This is a genomic window from Pseudoalteromonas sp. T1lg23B (assembly GCF_002964665.1).
Lineage (GTDB): Bacteria > Pseudomonadota > Gammaproteobacteria > Enterobacterales > Alteromonadaceae > Pseudoalteromonas.
In genome coordinates this window covers 104083-118852 of record NZ_PQBZ01000002.1, presented here as the reverse complement: position 1 = coordinate 118852, position 14770 = coordinate 104083, and the positions used below count along the sequence as shown (strand labels likewise).

General features: G+C 43.3%; 14 protein-coding genes. 11 read left to right on the top strand and 3 right to left on the bottom strand.

Going from position 1 to position 14770, the window contains the following annotated elements; genetic code table 11:
• Nucleotides 1-6 precede the first annotated feature (6 nt).
• Entirely contained in the window at nt 7-1122 is a 1116-nt protein-coding gene (locus C2M32_RS00800) for a succinylglutamate desuccinylase/aspartoacylase family protein (RefSeq protein ID WP_105166654.1), read from the top strand.
• Nucleotides 1123-1663: 541 nt separating this feature from the next.
• The gene (locus C2M32_RS00795; protein WP_105166653.1) at nt 1664-2701 is read left to right on the top strand and encodes a phospholipase A; all 1038 of its coding nucleotides are present in this window, start codon (nt 1664-1666) and stop codon (nt 2699-2701) included.
• A gap of 45 nt (nt 2702-2746) precedes the next feature.
• On the opposite strand, the gene C2M32_RS00790 is transcribed toward C2M32_RS00795, so the two are convergent.
• Both C2M32_RS00790 and rpmE read right to left on the bottom strand, forming a co-directional pair.
• Nucleotides 2747-4003: a malic enzyme-like NAD(P)-binding protein gene (locus C2M32_RS00790; protein WP_105166652.1), complete on the bottom strand. Its 1257-nt coding sequence runs from the start codon at nt 4001-4003 to the stop codon at nt 2747-2749.
• A 643-nt stretch (nt 4004-4646) separates the two neighbouring features.
• A complete protein-coding gene (gene rpmE / locus C2M32_RS00785) occupies nt 4647-4862 on the bottom strand; it encodes a 50S ribosomal protein L31 (protein ID WP_070986469.1) in 216 nt (71 codons plus the stop codon).
• Between the two features lie 234 nt (nt 4863-5096).
• Between rpmE and priA the strand changes: the two genes are divergently transcribed.
• The 9 genes from priA to C2M32_RS00740 all read left to right on the top strand — a co-directional run bounded on the left by priA (nt 5097) and on the right by C2M32_RS00740 (nt 13782).
• Nucleotides 5097-7265 (top strand): primosomal protein N', encoded by a 2169-nt coding sequence (gene priA / locus C2M32_RS00780; RefSeq protein WP_105166651.1) that lies wholly within the window; start codon nt 5097-5099, stop codon nt 7263-7265.
• 7 nt (nt 7266-7272) lie between these two features.
• Nucleotides 7273-7800 (top strand): SPOR domain-containing protein, encoded by a 528-nt coding sequence (locus tag C2M32_RS00775; protein WP_105166650.1) that lies wholly within the window; start codon nt 7273-7275, stop codon nt 7798-7800.
• Between the two features lie 79 nt (nt 7801-7879).
• A complete protein-coding gene (gene hslV, locus C2M32_RS00770) occupies nt 7880-8398 on the top strand; it encodes an ATP-dependent protease subunit HslV (RefSeq protein WP_070986472.1) in 519 nt (172 codons plus the stop codon).
• An 11-nt stretch (nt 8399-8409) separates the two neighbouring features.
• Nucleotides 8410-9738, top strand: a complete 1329-nt coding sequence (gene hslU / locus C2M32_RS00765) for an HslU--HslV peptidase ATPase subunit (RefSeq protein WP_105166649.1) — start codon at nt 8410-8412, stop codon at nt 9736-9738.
• A gap of 48 nt (nt 9739-9786) precedes the next feature.
• Entirely contained in the window at nt 9787-10161 is a 375-nt protein-coding gene (locus C2M32_RS00760) for a gamma-butyrobetaine hydroxylase-like domain-containing protein (protein WP_105166648.1), read from the top strand.
• A 122-nt stretch (nt 10162-10283) separates the two neighbouring features.
• The gene (locus C2M32_RS00755) at nt 10284-10574 is read left to right on the top strand and encodes a hypothetical protein (RefSeq protein ID WP_105166647.1); all 291 of its coding nucleotides are present in this window, start codon (nt 10284-10286) and stop codon (nt 10572-10574) included.
• A 305-nt stretch (nt 10575-10879) separates the two neighbouring features.
• Nucleotides 10880-12316, top strand: coding sequence for a hypothetical protein (locus tag C2M32_RS00750; RefSeq protein WP_105166646.1), 1437 nt, complete (start codon nt 10880-10882; stop codon nt 12314-12316).
• 9 nt (nt 12317-12325) lie between these two features.
• Nucleotides 12326-12511 (top strand): hypothetical protein, encoded by a 186-nt coding sequence (locus C2M32_RS00745; RefSeq protein WP_070986477.1) that lies wholly within the window; start codon nt 12326-12328, stop codon nt 12509-12511.
• 344 nt (nt 12512-12855) lie between these two features.
• Nucleotides 12856-13782 carry a hypothetical protein gene (locus C2M32_RS00740; protein WP_105166645.1) on the top strand — a complete coding sequence of 309 codons (927 nt, stop codon included), beginning with the start codon at nt 12856-12858 and terminating at the stop codon, nt 13780-13782.
• A 120-nt stretch (nt 13783-13902) separates the two neighbouring features.
• On the opposite strand, the gene C2M32_RS00735 is transcribed toward C2M32_RS00740, so the two are convergent.
• Nucleotides 13903-14703 (bottom strand): VOC family protein, encoded by an 801-nt coding sequence (locus C2M32_RS00735; RefSeq protein WP_105166644.1) that lies wholly within the window; start codon nt 14701-14703, stop codon nt 13903-13905.
• Between the last annotated feature and the right edge of the window lie 67 nt (nt 14704-14770).

Sequence of the window (14770 nt, the reverse complement as noted above, 5' to 3'; positions counted from 1 at the left end):
ATCAATATGAATCAGATAAGCCAAGAAAACATTCGAGTGGGCGAAATTGCCAACGGTCTGCCGTTGACCATTCCTGTTTATAGAATGACGGGAAATGGCAGCGGACCCAAAGTGTATATTCAAGCCAATATGCATGGTGCTGAAGTACAGGGTAATGCCGTTATTTACCAATTGTTAGAACAGCTTAAACAACAAACACTGGCCAGTGACATCACGTTAGTGCCTTATGCAAACCCCATTGGCTGTAATCAAAAGTCAGGGGAATTCACCCTTGGACGTTTCGATCCAATCACGGGCACTAACTGGAACCGTATGTACCACGACCACTCGGCGCTGGTAAACGAATTTGTTGATACACATATACATGACTCTTTGGATGAGATTAAACAGCAATTTCGCGCACTACTCGTTCATCAAACACAAGCTTTGTTAGATGCCCCCGCGCACAGCATTAATACAGGTCAACGGATCGCGCTGAACCTACAGCGACTTGCCCATGAGGCAGATATTGTATTGGACCTACATACCGGCCCCATTTCAGCCAAACATTTGTATTGTCCAGAGTATGCAAAAGCCAGTGCCAGTTATTTTGATATTGAACATGTTTTGTTGATCCCAGATGAATTTGGCGGTGCGCTGGATGAAGCCAGTTTTTGCCCTTGGTGGTCATTACAGCAAGCCTTTGCGCTGCGCGGTCGAGATATCTCCGTCATGGTTGAGGCATTTACTGTTGAACTTGGCTCTCAAGAGAAAATCGACTTAACAGAAGCCAAGTTAGATGCTCAGAGTATTTTAAGCTACCTCACTCATAAAGAGGTATTGCTCAACTCGCCTTATCGGCCAATGGATATCATCCGTTACGGCTGTATGCTCAAAGACTATGTGGCTTATTATGCGCCAATGGGCGGGATGGTGGAATACACTGCACAGTTGGGCGAACATCTCAAAGCAGGCGATACCATTGCTCGTATTCTTAGAATGGAGCGTTATTTATCTGAGCAGCCGCTACAAAATGTCACCATTGCGCAAGATGCCATTGCCATACTACATTTTGCCTCAGCATCTGTGAATCAAGGTACTGAGCTGTATAAGTTTTTCACTAACTATTTTGAATTAAATTAAACGTTAAAATTGCGTGAGAGTAAGCGGGCTTTGGCAAGCTTACTAAGGTGTGGCGGCATTCGCCGCCAGCCTTTTTTACGCCTAGGGTGTTTTTTGCGGCTTTTTATAAAAAATCGCCATCAAAATATAACCCAATATAGTGAGTTGGTTCAGGAGCCGGATACAACCACTGAGATCTCACCCTCACGTGCCATTTGAAATATATTTATATCCATTACATTACTTTCATCCATCAAAAATTATCTTGTCACTAACCTAAGCATCTTCTAGGTATCAACATGCGTATTCAAGCGCGAGTGTGAACAACCACAACCAGCCAAGCAACAAAATTGACCGAATTGATAAAGGCCTGTCAAAGCCAATGTCAGGCGTAATATTACAGGCCTAAAAAGCTAGATGTTATATCCTAACTGTTTATATTCTGATTGGTCTTTTATGTGATGTACTCACGACTCTTTGTGAGCAAGCCCAACTCGATTCATCGCAACTTCACTGTAAAAGTGTATACTTAATGGCTTAACTCAATAAGAAACAATACATTATGAAACTTCGCTCATTTATTTTCTGTTTACTCTTTGGCGGGCTGAGTGCTTCAACTTTTGCAGCGCCAGCCAGTGAGAATGGTTCGGAGCAAGACGAAATCAACCTCGTAAAACAGTGTATTCTCAATGAGGTGATCTCCGGTGATAAAACACGTACCGTAGAACAACTACGTCAATATTGCGCACAGCTTGATGCCGACAAGCAACTGAGCGCGCTAGACAAACGCATGGCCCGTGAACGCGTAAGCCAAACCAACCGTAATGTGATCACCCCGCATCATCGTAACTATATTTTGCCGGTATCCTATATCACCGATCCAAATAGCCGACCTTTTAGTGGCTTGCGTGCCATTGATGAGGAACAAGGTGAACCGCTCGATAACTTTGAAGTGAAGTATCAACTTTCACTCAAAGTGCCCATTTATTCTGGATTTTCAGATAAGGATCAAGCCATCTACATGGGCTTTACGCTTAAATCTTTTTGGCAGTTCTATAACAAAGATATCTCTTCACCGTTTCGTGAAACCAATTACGAACCAGAACTGTTTTGGGTCAACTTTTTGGATGATGACAATGTTTTGTGGGGTGATGAAATGGCCTTTGTGCTGGGGATCTCTCACCAATCCAATGGCCGGAGTCAGCCAAACTCACGCTCTTGGAATCGCATTTATGCCAACTTTATCTGGGAAAACCGAGGTTTCGTATTTAGCTTTAAACCTTGGTATCGCTTACCTGAAGAGCGCAAAGAAGACATACTGACAGCCAAAGGCGATGACAACCCCGACATCTATAAATATATGGGTTATTTCGAGTTTAGTGGTGTTTACCGATATGAAGAGCATGAGTTTGGATTCATGACCCGCAATAACCTCAATAGCGATAATAAAGGCGCCATACAACTGGACTGGTCGTTTCCTATCTGGGGGAGATTACGTGGCTATGCGCAATACTTTAACGGTTATGGCGAAAGCATGATTGATTACGATGCACATATTCAACGCTTTGGCGTAGGCATCTTGCTCACCGACATTCTCTAATAGATAAAAAAGGCCAGCAGTTGCTGGCCTTTTTTATCATATATCTTACTGCGCTTTATGGTGTGCCATATAGTTTGCTGGCAATTCAACCTGCGCAACACCCGACTCAATGGCTGCATGTGCCACAGCTTTGGCGATGCGTGGTAATAAACGCGGATCCATTGGTTTTGGGATAATGTACTGTGGACCAAACTCAAGGCTTTGTACATCTGCCGCTCTAAGCACTTCTTCCGGGACAGGCTCTTTCGCAATACTACGAATGGCTTCCACAGCTGCAATTTTCATTTCATCGTTGATAGCCGTTGCTCTAACGTCCAACGCACCACGGAAGATAAACGGGAAGCACAAGACGTTATTTACCTGATTAGGGTAGTCAGAACGGCCGGTCGCCATAATCAAATCCTTGCGAACACTGTGAGCGACTTCCGGATTAATTTCAGGATCAGGGTTTGAACAAGCAAATACCACTGGTTTGTCTGCCATTAATTTCAGTTCTTCTGGCTTTAACAAGTCAGGGCCAGATACGCCAACGAATACATCCGCCTCAGCGATAACATCCTGCAAAGTGCGTTTATCTGTGTTGTTGGCAAACAGCTTTTTATACTCATTTAAGTCATCACGACGCGTATGGATCACCCCTTTACGGTCAAGCATATAAATATGTTCACGCTGCGCGCCGCACTTGATCAATAGCTCCATACAGGCAATGGCGGCAGCACCTGCACCTAAACAAACGATGATAGCGTCATGAATGTCTTTGCCTTGGATCTCAAGCGCATTCAGCATACCCGCCGCCGTTACAATCGCGGTGCCATGTTGATCGTCATGAAATACAGGAATATCACAACGCTCAATTAATGCCTTTTCAATCTCAAAACATTCTGGCGCTTTGATATCTTCTAGGTTTATTCCACCGAATGTGTCCGCAATATTAGCAACGGTATTGATAAAATCTTCGGTAGTGCGATGTTTCACTTCAATGTCAATAGAGTCAAGGCCCGCGAAACGCTTAAACAGCAGAGCTTTACCTTCCATAACAGGCTTCGATGCCAATGGACCCAAGTTACCTAGTCCCAAAATGGCGGTACCATTACTGATCACCGCAACCATGTTGCCTTTACCGGTATATTGGTAGGCAGCAGCAGGATCGGCAGCGATTTCACGTACGGGCTCCGCTACACCGGGGCTATAAGCCAATGCGAGGTCTTTTACGGTTTCCGCTGGCTTGGTCAGCTCTACGCTGATTTTACCTGGAACGGGATGAGCATGATAATGTAGTGCTTGTTCACGAAAGTTTGACATGACGCGATTTTTTCCTGCTAGAAGTTAAAAGTGAGAGTGAGATAAAATTCGCAAAATTAGTTAAACAATACCTTGTTTATAAATATATTCAAGCTATTTGAGGTCGATCCACTTAAGCGATATTTAGCCGAAAATCACCACATTTTTACCGACTTTTAACCTAAATTAATTCATTTAATGCAGTCTTACAGTAAAAAAAAACGCCACATTTTTGCTCTGATAATGTGCAAGTTTATCTAACTTTCAAACCAGAGCAAGAAAATTAAAATATCACCATTTTTCTATGATTATAACTACTATTTTTTATATTTTAACGACAGTTAAAAGAAGTTTCTTGTTTTTATAAAAATTTATCATCGGCATTTTTATGCAATAAATGAATCATCGTAAGCAAACCTAACCTCATGTAATGCTTAAAATATAACCATATAAAAATGAAAAACAAATGCATAACAATGAATAATGGAGATAATGAAAATAAATTAGAGTATAAACTCTACCCTGTATTATTTTGCATAACATATGACGCTTTAAGATAAGCAGAGGGTGAAAGGTCGAACATGCTGAGTAGTTTAACCCTATGGGGTACGAAATTTTAGGCACAAAAAAAGCACCCTTAGGTGCTTTTTTAGTCAAACATTTCTTATTTCTTGCTGCTAAGAGCACCGAAACGTTTGTTGAAGCGATCAACACGACCACCTGTATCAAGAATTTTTTGCTTACCAGTATAGAACGGGTGACACTCAGAACATACGTCTAAGTGGATGTCTTTACATAGTGTTGAACGAGTTTCGAACTTGTTACCACATGAACAAGTAGCATTGATCGTTTCGTAATTAGGGTGAATACCTTCTTTCATAGCAACCTCTGGTTAGGCCGTATCGCTCTCCAAACCCGAAGTTTGGCACCATACGTAGTTTATACAAATTAGTGGACGCGTATTTTATGTAACTCATGAGTTTTCCACAAGCAATAAATCAACAAAAATAGTATTTTTTGTACAATTAACCGTATTGCCACCGAGTTAAACTAGGTTTTTTCAGTCGCCTTTAGTACATTAGCAAGCATGTTAAGTTGCCTAACAGGCTCATAGATGTTTGCTGAAGTTGCCATTAAAGTGCCTTTATTTCGCGCATTTGATTACGCGATACCAAAGCACAGTACCGTTACAGTGGGCTGTCGAGTCAAAGTCCCTTTTGGCAATCGAAAACTCGTCGCGGTGGTACTGGCCATTAAATCCCATACCGACGTCCCTGAGGCTAAACTCAAAACTATCGCAGAAGTGCTCGATAGCAGTCCGATTTTATCTACAGACCATATAAAATTTTTACGTTTTACCGCTCAGTACTATGCCCACCCGCTCGGCGAAACCTTATTTACAGCGCTACCTGCCGCGTTGCGAGAAGGTGAGCATCCAGATAAAACCACTGTTGCTACTTTTTCTTTAACAGCAAAGGGTAAACAGCTGCCCACGCTCAGGGCAAAGAAACAGCAGGCATTGCTGAAACAACTCAATGAATCTGGTGAGTCGAGCTTAACCGAACTCAAAGCACTAGGCTTTAGTAAACAGCAAATCAATGGGCTGCTAGACAAACAGCTAATAGCAGAACAAGTCAAACACGATGTTCAATGGCAAAGCCAAACGCTTAACATTGCAGCCAAGCCTAGATTGAATGAGGAGCAAGCCACTGCCTGTAGCGCAATTAATCAACAGGCAGATTTTCGCTGTTTTTTACTAGAAGGTGTAACGGGCAGCGGTAAAACGGAAGTCTATCTGCAAAGTTTGGAGCGCGTGTTACAAAGTGGTATGCAGGCGTTGATCTTGGTTCCCGAAATAGGGCTAACACCACAAACCGTCAACCGTTTTAGACGTCGATTCCCAGACACTCCTATTGATTTATGGCATTCAAATCTCACCGACAATGAACGCTTACATACTTGGAGAAGAGCGGAAAAAGGTAGCTGTGCGCTGGTGATTGGTACTCGTTCTAGTATTTTTTTACCCTTCAAGAGCCTAGGGATGATCATCGTTGATGAAGAGCATGACGGCTCATTTAAACAACAAGAAGGTCTGCGTTACCATGCTCGAGATTTAGCCGCGTACCGTTGTGCCAGCCAGAGCATCCCTTTGGTTCTAGGGACCGCCACACCAGCGTTGGAAACCTTGCAAAAAGCTATCAATGGCAAATATCAACTCCTGACGCTGTCACAACGAGCGCAAACCACCACCGACAATCAATTTTTACTTGTCGATATGAAAGGCCAAAGTGAACAGTTTGGCTTCTCACCGAATACTTTGCAACACATTGAAGTAACACTCAAACGCGCCAAACAGGTGATGGTGTTTTTAAACCGCAGAGGCTATGCACCTACCCTACTGTGTCACGAGTGTGGCTGGTTAAGTCAATGTAATCACTGCAGCGCCAGTAGTACGTATCATAAAGCGATGAGCCGATTAGTGTGTCATCACTGTGGGCAGCAAAGTTTCGTTCCGCCACAGTGTCCCGACTGTGGCAGTACTCAAATCATGCCCGCGGGGTTAGGCACCGAGCAGCTAGAAAGCTTTTTGTCTGAGCGTTTTCCCGACACCCCACTGAGCCGTATTGATAGAGATACCACCCGCAAAAAAGGCGCGTTAGAAGATGCGTTGGCGGATATTAACCAAGGCGGCGCGAGAATACTGGTAGGCACACAAATGCTCGCTAAGGGCCATCATTTTGCTGATGTAAGCCTAGTGGTGATCCTTGATGTAGACAGTGGCCTGTATTCGAGTGATTTTCGCGCCACAGAACATATGGCACAGCTTATTACACAGGTTGCTGGACGCGCAGGACGCAGTGGTGAAGCGGGTAAAGTGTTGTTACAAACACATTTCCCAGAACACCCGCTGCTACAAGATTTGGTCAATAATGGTTATCAGGACTTTGCTCGATACGCACTCAAAGAACGTGAGGAAGCTTTGCTACCGCCATTTAGTCATCTCGCCATATTGCGAGCACAAGCGACAAATGCACAATTGGTATTCGACTTTTTGTCAGATCTGGTTCCAGCTACCCCCTACTGTGGTATACAATTGCTCGGGCCGATCCCCGCACCGATGGAGCGAATGGCGGGTAAGTATCGATATCAATTACATATTCAAGCTTCAGAACGTATGGTGTTACACAACTATATTGCTCAGCTAATGGCTTACATCAGTGAGCACAAGCTGGCCAACCGCGTTCGCTGGAGTATAGACATAGATCCCATGGATACCTACTAAGTAAGTTATGGCACAACACGATTATATAAATAGAAAGCCAAAAAATAACAAAGGCGGTAAAAACTCCGCGCCACGTAAGCCCTTTCCAGCTCTACTTGCTGTGACGGCGCTGGTGCTGGTTGCAGGATTTGCATACGGCCTTTGGTACATTAAACACAATGCAGAACCGGAAAAAGTCACCCCGATTACAGCACCGGCTAAAAAAGCGCCTGAGAAACTACAAAAGCCCGTTATCAAACCCTTTTTGGAAGAGATAAAAGAGCATGAAGTAAAGGTTGAAGTAAAAGAAATTGAAAGCAAAGGCCCCTACCAAATGCAATGTGGCTCGTTCAGAACCCATGCTCAGGCCGAAGAAATGAAGGCCAAAATGGCATTTGCTGGACTCATCGCAGAAATTCGCCGCACCGAGGGCAGCAATGGTGTGTGGTATCGGGTTCGTTTAGGACCATACGACACCAAGCGCAAGGCTGAGAGTGACAAGAATAAACTCAAGCGCATCAAGATCATGGGCTGCGGCATATGGGGTTGGACTTGATTTTAGGCCAATCACCCATATCTTGTAATAATCTGATTAATAAAAGGCGCCTAGAGCGCCTTCGTTTTTAAGGAATACTATGACTACCATCGTAAGCGTACGTCGCGACAACAAAGTTGTTATTGGTGGAGATGGCCAAGTGTCACTTGGTAACACGGTAATGAAAGGTAATGCCCGCAAAGTGCGTCGTCTATACAACGGCAAAGTACTGGCAGGGTTTGCTGGCGGTACAGCGGATGCATTTACGTTATTCGAGCGTTTTGAAGGCAAGCTAGAAATGTATCAAGGCAACCTCACCAAAGCTGCTGTTGAGATGGCCAAAGATTGGCGCAGCGATAGAGCTCTGCGCAAACTCGAAGCATTACTTGCCGTTGCCGATGAAACAGCTTCACTCATCATTACAGGTAACGGTGATGTTGTACAACCGGAACACGATTTAATCGCGATCGGTAGCGGCGGTAATTTTGCCCAATCAGCTGCCATTGCCCTGCTTGAGAACACTGACTTAAGCGCCCGAGAAATTGTTGAGAAAAGCCTGAAAATTGCAGGTGATATCTGCGTATTTACCAACAATTTCCAAACCATTGAAGAATTGTAAGAGGAATTGCCATGACTGCAATGACCCCAAGAGAAATCGTCCACGAATTAGATCAGCATATTATTGGTCAAAACCAAGCTAAAAAAGCCGTTGCAATTGCCCTTCGTAACCGCTGGCGCCGTATGCAATTGAACGATGACTTACGCGCTGAAGTCACCCCAAAAAATATTCTTATGATTGGCCCAACGGGTGTGGGTAAAACAGAGATTGCAAGACGCCTAGCTAAGCTGGCCAACGCGCCATTTATCAAAGTGGAAGCGACAAAGTTCACCGAAGTGGGCTACGTTGGTAAGGAAGTTGAGTCAATCATCAAAGACTTGGTTGATATTTCTTTCAAAATGACCCGAGAGCAACAAGCTAAGAAGCACCAGCATCGCGCCGAAGAAGCTGCTGAAGAGCGTATTCTAGACGCCTTACTGCCACCGGCTAAAGACGCTTGGGGCGAATCACAACCAAACGAAAATAGTTCAACTCGTCAGGTATTTCGCAAAAAACTGCGTGAAGGCCAATTAGACGATAAAGAAATCGATATCGACATCGCCGAATCAGCGCCTCAGGTTGAGATCATGGCTCCGCCGGGTATGGAAGAAATGACCAACCAGTTACAGGGCATGTTCCAGAGCATGACTGGCGAGAAAAAGAAAAAGAAAAAACTCAAAATCAAAGATGCATTTAAGCAGCTCGTTGAAGAAGAAGCCGCCAGAATGGTTAACCCTGAAGAGCTAAAAGAACAAGCTATCTTCTCGGTTGAGCAAAACGGCATCGTGTTCATTGATGAAATCGATAAGATCTGTAAGCGCGGTGAAGCTCAAGGCCCAGATGTAAGTCGTGAAGGCGTGCAGCGAGACTTATTGCCACTGATTGAAGGCTCAACCGTCAACACCAAGCATGGTATGGTTAAAACGGACCACATTCTGTTTATTGCTTCGGGCGCGTTTCAGATGGCAAAGCCTTCTGATCTGATCCCTGAATTGCAAGGTCGTTTGCCTATTCGCGTTGAGTTAGAAGCTTTAACGGCTGGAGACTTCAAGCGTATTCTTACCGAACCGCATGCGTCACTCACCGAGCAACAGCAAGCGCTGATGAAGACCGAGCAAGTGGAGATAAGCTTTACCGACGATGCGATTACGCGTATCGCAGAAGCCGCTTGGCAGGTAAACGAGAAAACCGAGAATATTGGCGCGCGTCGTTTACATACGGTGATGGAGAAGCTGATGGAAGAGCTCTCTTATGATGCGTCAGAGAAAACAGGCGATTCTTTTGTTATTGATGCCGAGTACGTTGAAAAACACCTTGATGCACTGGTACAAGACGAAGACTTATCACGCTTTATTCTTTAATACACTCAAGGCGGAGCCCAGTGCTCCGCTTGCTTCCATGGCAAGTCTATGTATATCGTAACAAAACTCCATTATCACCAACAAAGTCGAAGCTTAGATGTCTATTTTGACGATGGACAGCAGTACACTCTAAGTGCAGAGCTATTGCGCACACACTCACCGTCCGCTGAAGTGCAAGGGCATGGCAAAGGAGAAATGAAGCTGGTGTTAAATAAACACAATGTGGCGATTGCCAGTATTGAGCCTGTGGGCCATTACGCCGTGCGTTTATGTTTTGATGATGGACATAATACCGGCCTGTTTAGCTGGCAATATTTAAGAACCCTATGCGCCGACCATGAAACATTATGGGCACGCTACCTTGAGCGTGTTAAAGCACATCAAGACAGTGAGCACAGCGTCCCCATCAAGTTTATGCCGTAATTTTTTCACCCTTTCCCACCTTGGTTCACTTGTTTTTCTCTAGACTAATTATTCAATATAGGTACAATGGCGAGCTTTCAAAGCGTTACTCCACTTGAAATAAAAGTATAAGAAGGTAAAGCATGTCTTATGAATTACTAAACAGTTTTATGTTGGGCGTTTTTTTGTTTTATATCTTAAAGCTAAGACGTGAAGTAAAAGCATTGTCGAAAATAACCCGCAGTCAATTGCAAGCGTTGATGAACAGCTCTGGTATTGAGTTTCCAAATGAGCAACTTTTCGATACACAGTTTAAGCACAGGGTTACGAACGGCCAGATAGCCAACCCAAAAATGTACGTCATAGACAAAACAGGCTGTACCGAAGAGCAAGCAGAGATGTTTATCACACGATTGCTCAGCGACAACAAGTAACACCAGCTACACTGTTCTTTTCACATACGTTACCACCATTATATAGAAGGGTTGTATTTGATGATGGCTACAGTACGGAGCTAGCATTTAAGACCTAACTACCACCCACAAAAACTATAGGCACGTTACTTAAAACATATAAAAGCACATCAAGGCAGTGACACTATTGATTATGATGATCGAAATGATGCTGGCCGTGGTAGCGGCACTAGTCGCAACTCCGGTGGGACAAACCAAGAGAAAATAGCCCAGCGCAAGTAATGTTTAATTGGGAGGCTTAGCCTCTCATTTTTAGGTATGTGTGAATGAAAAAGTATGATTTCCTAGTCTTAATTTTTTTATCTTCAGTTGTAATATTCACAATAAATCGGGGAGAACGAGAGGGTGTTGAAAGAGAAGAACCCACACTGGTGCCATTTAAAACTCATAAAGAGCAAGAACAAGTAGAAAGCGATGAAGATGGGCAAGTGACTGAAACAAAAAATAGCAACAGTAAAAGCACCATCAATAAAGCACTCTATTGTAATAACCTTAGCCACTTTAATGTCTCACTAACGAGGTCTGAGTACCCTCACCCCGAAGAAGTAGCTTTGTACCTCGATATTCACAATACAAAAATACGACAGCCTGACCCTTTTTCCATCGAAAATAGAACAAATATGACGTTCGAGTTGGCGCTACAGTTAAAAAAAGCGATCATAGCCTCGGACTTAAACAATTATAAAAAACTTATAGAAAGTAGGGAAATAAACCTGTTAAAGCTCGGCAATGACACCATTTACAGCTTCTTTATCGAGTCATATACGACATCAGACTTTCTATACTTACTCATCGACCATGGCTATAAACCCGTACTCAGCGACATAACTAAAACCGTTGATAGCCGTCAAAGTTCTACCCTAAAGTCTGAACTCATCAATTTATTAAAAGGTTATTTACTAAACACCTCAGACGCTCATGCTTTGCGTCACCTCAATGATCTGTTTCTGCTTATGGAAACACCCAGTCATTACGACTTTTCAACGCGCAAGAGTTTAGAAGCATCAATAGCTTCATTATTGAGTGCACCTCTTCTAGGCTTTAACCAAGAAAAAGCTGTAAAATCAATGACATTTTTTGGCTATGAGCACGCTGAAGCGGTGGCGAAAATCGACTCATTATTAAAAAGTCACAAAAGCTTTTCAAAACTACTCAACGAGTATTGTGCAAAACCAACAGTGGCTACAAGCCATGATGCAGCTGAGGATATGGGCTTAACTTATAAGCAAACGTTCGCATTATTCGAGTCGCAACAGCTTATACAGGACCTAACTACACTTTCAAAGCATGAACAATGGGAAATGTACATTGAAAAGGCTAACTTTTATGCTTCTCAACATTCTGAGCTACTGACTATTTTTTACATGCAAGCACTGCAAAGAGGCGCGCCAGAGCATGTTATCCTGTCACTTTATAATATGGGAGTCCAACCACAAAATGAAGACATCGCATTACTCGCTATGCAGAATAAGCTGGGTATATTAGAGAAATATGCACCTATATTCGACTTTGGTTATGTTAGCGAAAACGGGATGAGTGCTATGGATTACTGTATCAAAACCAAGTGCAACCTAGCTGTCGTTAAGTTCTTATTAAAAGAGCAGCCTGATATGAAGATAAGCCAAGCGTCACTTGAAGTTTTAAACTCACCCGAATATCAGGAATACCAAGCTCAAATTCGAGCTTTTAGCTCAACTTATTAGGTAATTAGCATGAAAAAAGTATTTACGTTCAGCAAGAAAAAGCATTGGTTCTCCAGCGAGCCTGATTTAGAACTGCTCAATCAGCAACTTGAAGAGTTGCAAAACCAAGGACTCACTGTTGAGTCAGTAACCCCTGTCGCTAACTTGCTTGGGGCAATTGATTCATACGTCATTTTATTATCCGATCAAAAGTAAGTACGCTAAGCTGCTAACTTCCCCATGAATAATAAACTGTTCGTGGGGTTATGGTACCTGAAAGTGGCAAATCCTCCCAAAGCGCTCATTCGCTATGCTCACCCCCACGCTTTTAGCTGTTAATCGCGCCCGTTTAATTCATCATTCATTAAAATAATTGCAGACCTAGACCATCTTAACCAACATGGTAATTGGAACATTTTTATATATAAATCAATCAAATAAAAACTACCAAGCCAATCTATATACCCTTTCTGTGAAATGAGCTGATGCATACAGATATTGACCCCATTTTAGATACATGTATTATCATTTACTTCAACAGCTTAATTTAGGAAGAAAAAATGAAATATGAAGGATCAATAGCAGCAACTTTATTAATCGCGGGTATGAGTACATCTTTTGTCGCCAATGCGCAAATTTGTGCAAAGCCAAGTATTGTCCAAGATGGCTGTACGTTCCCTGTTGTTGGTGTGATAACCGACGCTGCAAAACCTTTCAAAGATCTTTGGCGTAACCAATGTAACAAGCATGATGTAAACTACCAGACTTTGGGTAAATCCAAACAGGCAAGTGACAGTGAGCTTTATGCTGACATGCGTGCGCGTTGTGATAGCAAATTTAATAAGTATTTAATGTATTCGTTAAACCGAACTTGCCGCACGGCAGCCAGTGGCGTGTACAATATATTAAAGAACGTAGACTCAAGTAAATACTATTTACCTAATCAACGTAAAATTGAAAATGCAACCCAGAGCTATGTGAATAATATCAACGCAGATCAATGCGATATGACACCGGAATACGCGGGGGTGTATGATCCATCGCTTCTGTCTTACATCAACACCACGTTTTATTCTATCGCGCGTCGTCAGCCAACCGCTTACGAGCGATTCGAGTTACTATCTTTTTATGACCCAGATACCTCTCTCAGTGCTTGGCAAAGTGCGGTACGAAGCCAAAGTACACAAATGGCAAGGTTAAGTGGCCCTAAAGCGGTTGTAAGAAATGAAAATTCAAGAAATCAGTATGTGAAGTCTGCAAGCGCATCAACTGGTAGTAATTTAAGATACGAATGGGATTTAAATTATGGCCAACAGTCTGGAGTTAAGTACACCAAAAGCTTCATGACTCGATACAATGAAACGAAAACAATCTATGGTTCACTCAAAGTAACCGACAGCAATGGCAGAAGCGACTTGCTTATCATTAACGATCGTTTCACGACGACCGGAGAGTGCGCGCCAAGTCCAAAACTTGAATGCTACTAAACACATTTGATAAATATCAGGGCGGTTTTAGACCGCCCTTTTGTCATCTACCTTCTTCATATTTACTGTCTCAGTGTTAAATGATGCAGCGCAGCAGCAAGATAGTGACGCCTTGATTCATCAACTGTAAATGGTGTCCATCTGTGACTCAATAATCGAGAAAAACGCGCCTTGTGGGTCACAAATCACCGCATAACGGCCCACTTCCGGTATATTGGTTGGCTGTACACATATCTTAGCACCAAGCCCCGCCGCTTTTTTGGCCATTGCATCACAATCTAGTACCGCAAAATAGATCATCCAATGCGCGGGAGCATTGGTGCTCCATGCTTCGGTCATCTCTACCATGCCCGCTAAAGCGTGGTCGTCATTACTAAAAATCACATAATCCAAGCCTTCAACCGTTTGATGTATTGAGTGCCAATCAAACAATTGTGTATAAAACGCCTCATTTTCTTGACTGTTACGGCTTGCTAACTGATACCAGTACGGTGTATTCGCCTCGAACACTCTACGACTGCCGATATGCTCATTCGCCTGCCACAGTGTTAAGTGCGCACCACTGGGGTCGCTTACAATCGCCATACGGCCTGCATCACCTATCTTATAAGGCCCTCGTGTCAATGTTCCACCTAAACGCTTTACAGTAGCCACTGATGCATCCACATCACGTACAGCAACATACGGCTGCCAAGCACTTTGGATACGTGCAGCTTTTTTATCTTCCGCCATCTCAAACATACCCGAGACCACATCATCTTGCTTTTTGAAGTTGGTGTAAAACTGCCCGTTAGCACCTCGTTCATCATCGAAGTCCCAGCTAAATAACGCACAATAAAAAGGTTTGGCAATCCGCCAGTCTGCAGCACGCAGCTCAGCCCAACAAAATTCATGAAGATGCGCATGGGTTAATCTAGTCATATTTGCCCGCCTTTAAAGAACACCTTGCTTGGTGGTAGTTGAGATTTTCGGAATATACACATCATTA

Excerpts from the sequence above, each read along its gene's own strand:
- rpmE (WP_070986469.1), bottom strand. The coding sequence starts at position 4,862 with ATGAAAGAAGGTATTCACCCTAATTACGAAACGATCAATGCTACTTGT.
- hslU (WP_105166649.1), top strand. The coding sequence starts at position 8,410 with ATGACTGCAATGACCCCAAGAGAAATCGTCCACGAATTAGATCAGCAT.
- C2M32_RS00755 (WP_105166647.1), top strand. The coding sequence starts at position 10,284 with ATGTCTTATGAATTACTAAACAGTTTTATGTTGGGCGTTTTTTTGTTT.
- C2M32_RS00745 (WP_070986477.1), top strand. The coding sequence starts at position 12,326 with ATGAAAAAAGTATTTACGTTCAGCAAGAAAAAGCATTGGTTCTCCAGC.
- C2M32_RS00740 (WP_105166645.1), top strand. The coding sequence starts at position 12,856 with ATGAAATATGAAGGATCAATAGCAGCAACTTTATTAATCGCGGGTATG.
- C2M32_RS00790 (WP_105166652.1), bottom strand. The coding sequence starts at position 4,003 with ATGTCAAACTTTCGTGAACAAGCACTACATTATCATGCTCATCCCGTT.
- C2M32_RS00800 (WP_105166654.1), top strand. The coding sequence starts at position 7 with ATGAATCAGATAAGCCAAGAAAACATTCGAGTGGGCGAAATTGCCAAC.
- hslV (WP_070986472.1), top strand. The coding sequence starts at position 7,880 with ATGACTACCATCGTAAGCGTACGTCGCGACAACAAAGTTGTTATTGGT.
- C2M32_RS00760 (WP_105166648.1), top strand. The coding sequence starts at position 9,787 with ATGTATATCGTAACAAAACTCCATTATCACCAACAAAGTCGAAGCTTA.
- C2M32_RS00795 (WP_105166653.1), top strand. The coding sequence starts at position 1,664 with ATGAAACTTCGCTCATTTATTTTCTGTTTACTCTTTGGCGGGCTGAGT.
- priA (WP_105166651.1), top strand. The coding sequence starts at position 5,097 with ATGTTTGCTGAAGTTGCCATTAAAGTGCCTTTATTTCGCGCATTTGAT.
- C2M32_RS00750 (WP_105166646.1), top strand. The coding sequence starts at position 10,880 with ATGAAAAAGTATGATTTCCTAGTCTTAATTTTTTTATCTTCAGTTGTA.
- C2M32_RS00735 (WP_105166644.1), bottom strand. The coding sequence starts at position 14,703 with ATGACTAGATTAACCCATGCGCATCTTCATGAATTTTGTTGGGCTGAG.
- C2M32_RS00775 (WP_105166650.1), top strand. The coding sequence starts at position 7,273 with ATGGCACAACACGATTATATAAATAGAAAGCCAAAAAATAACAAAGGC.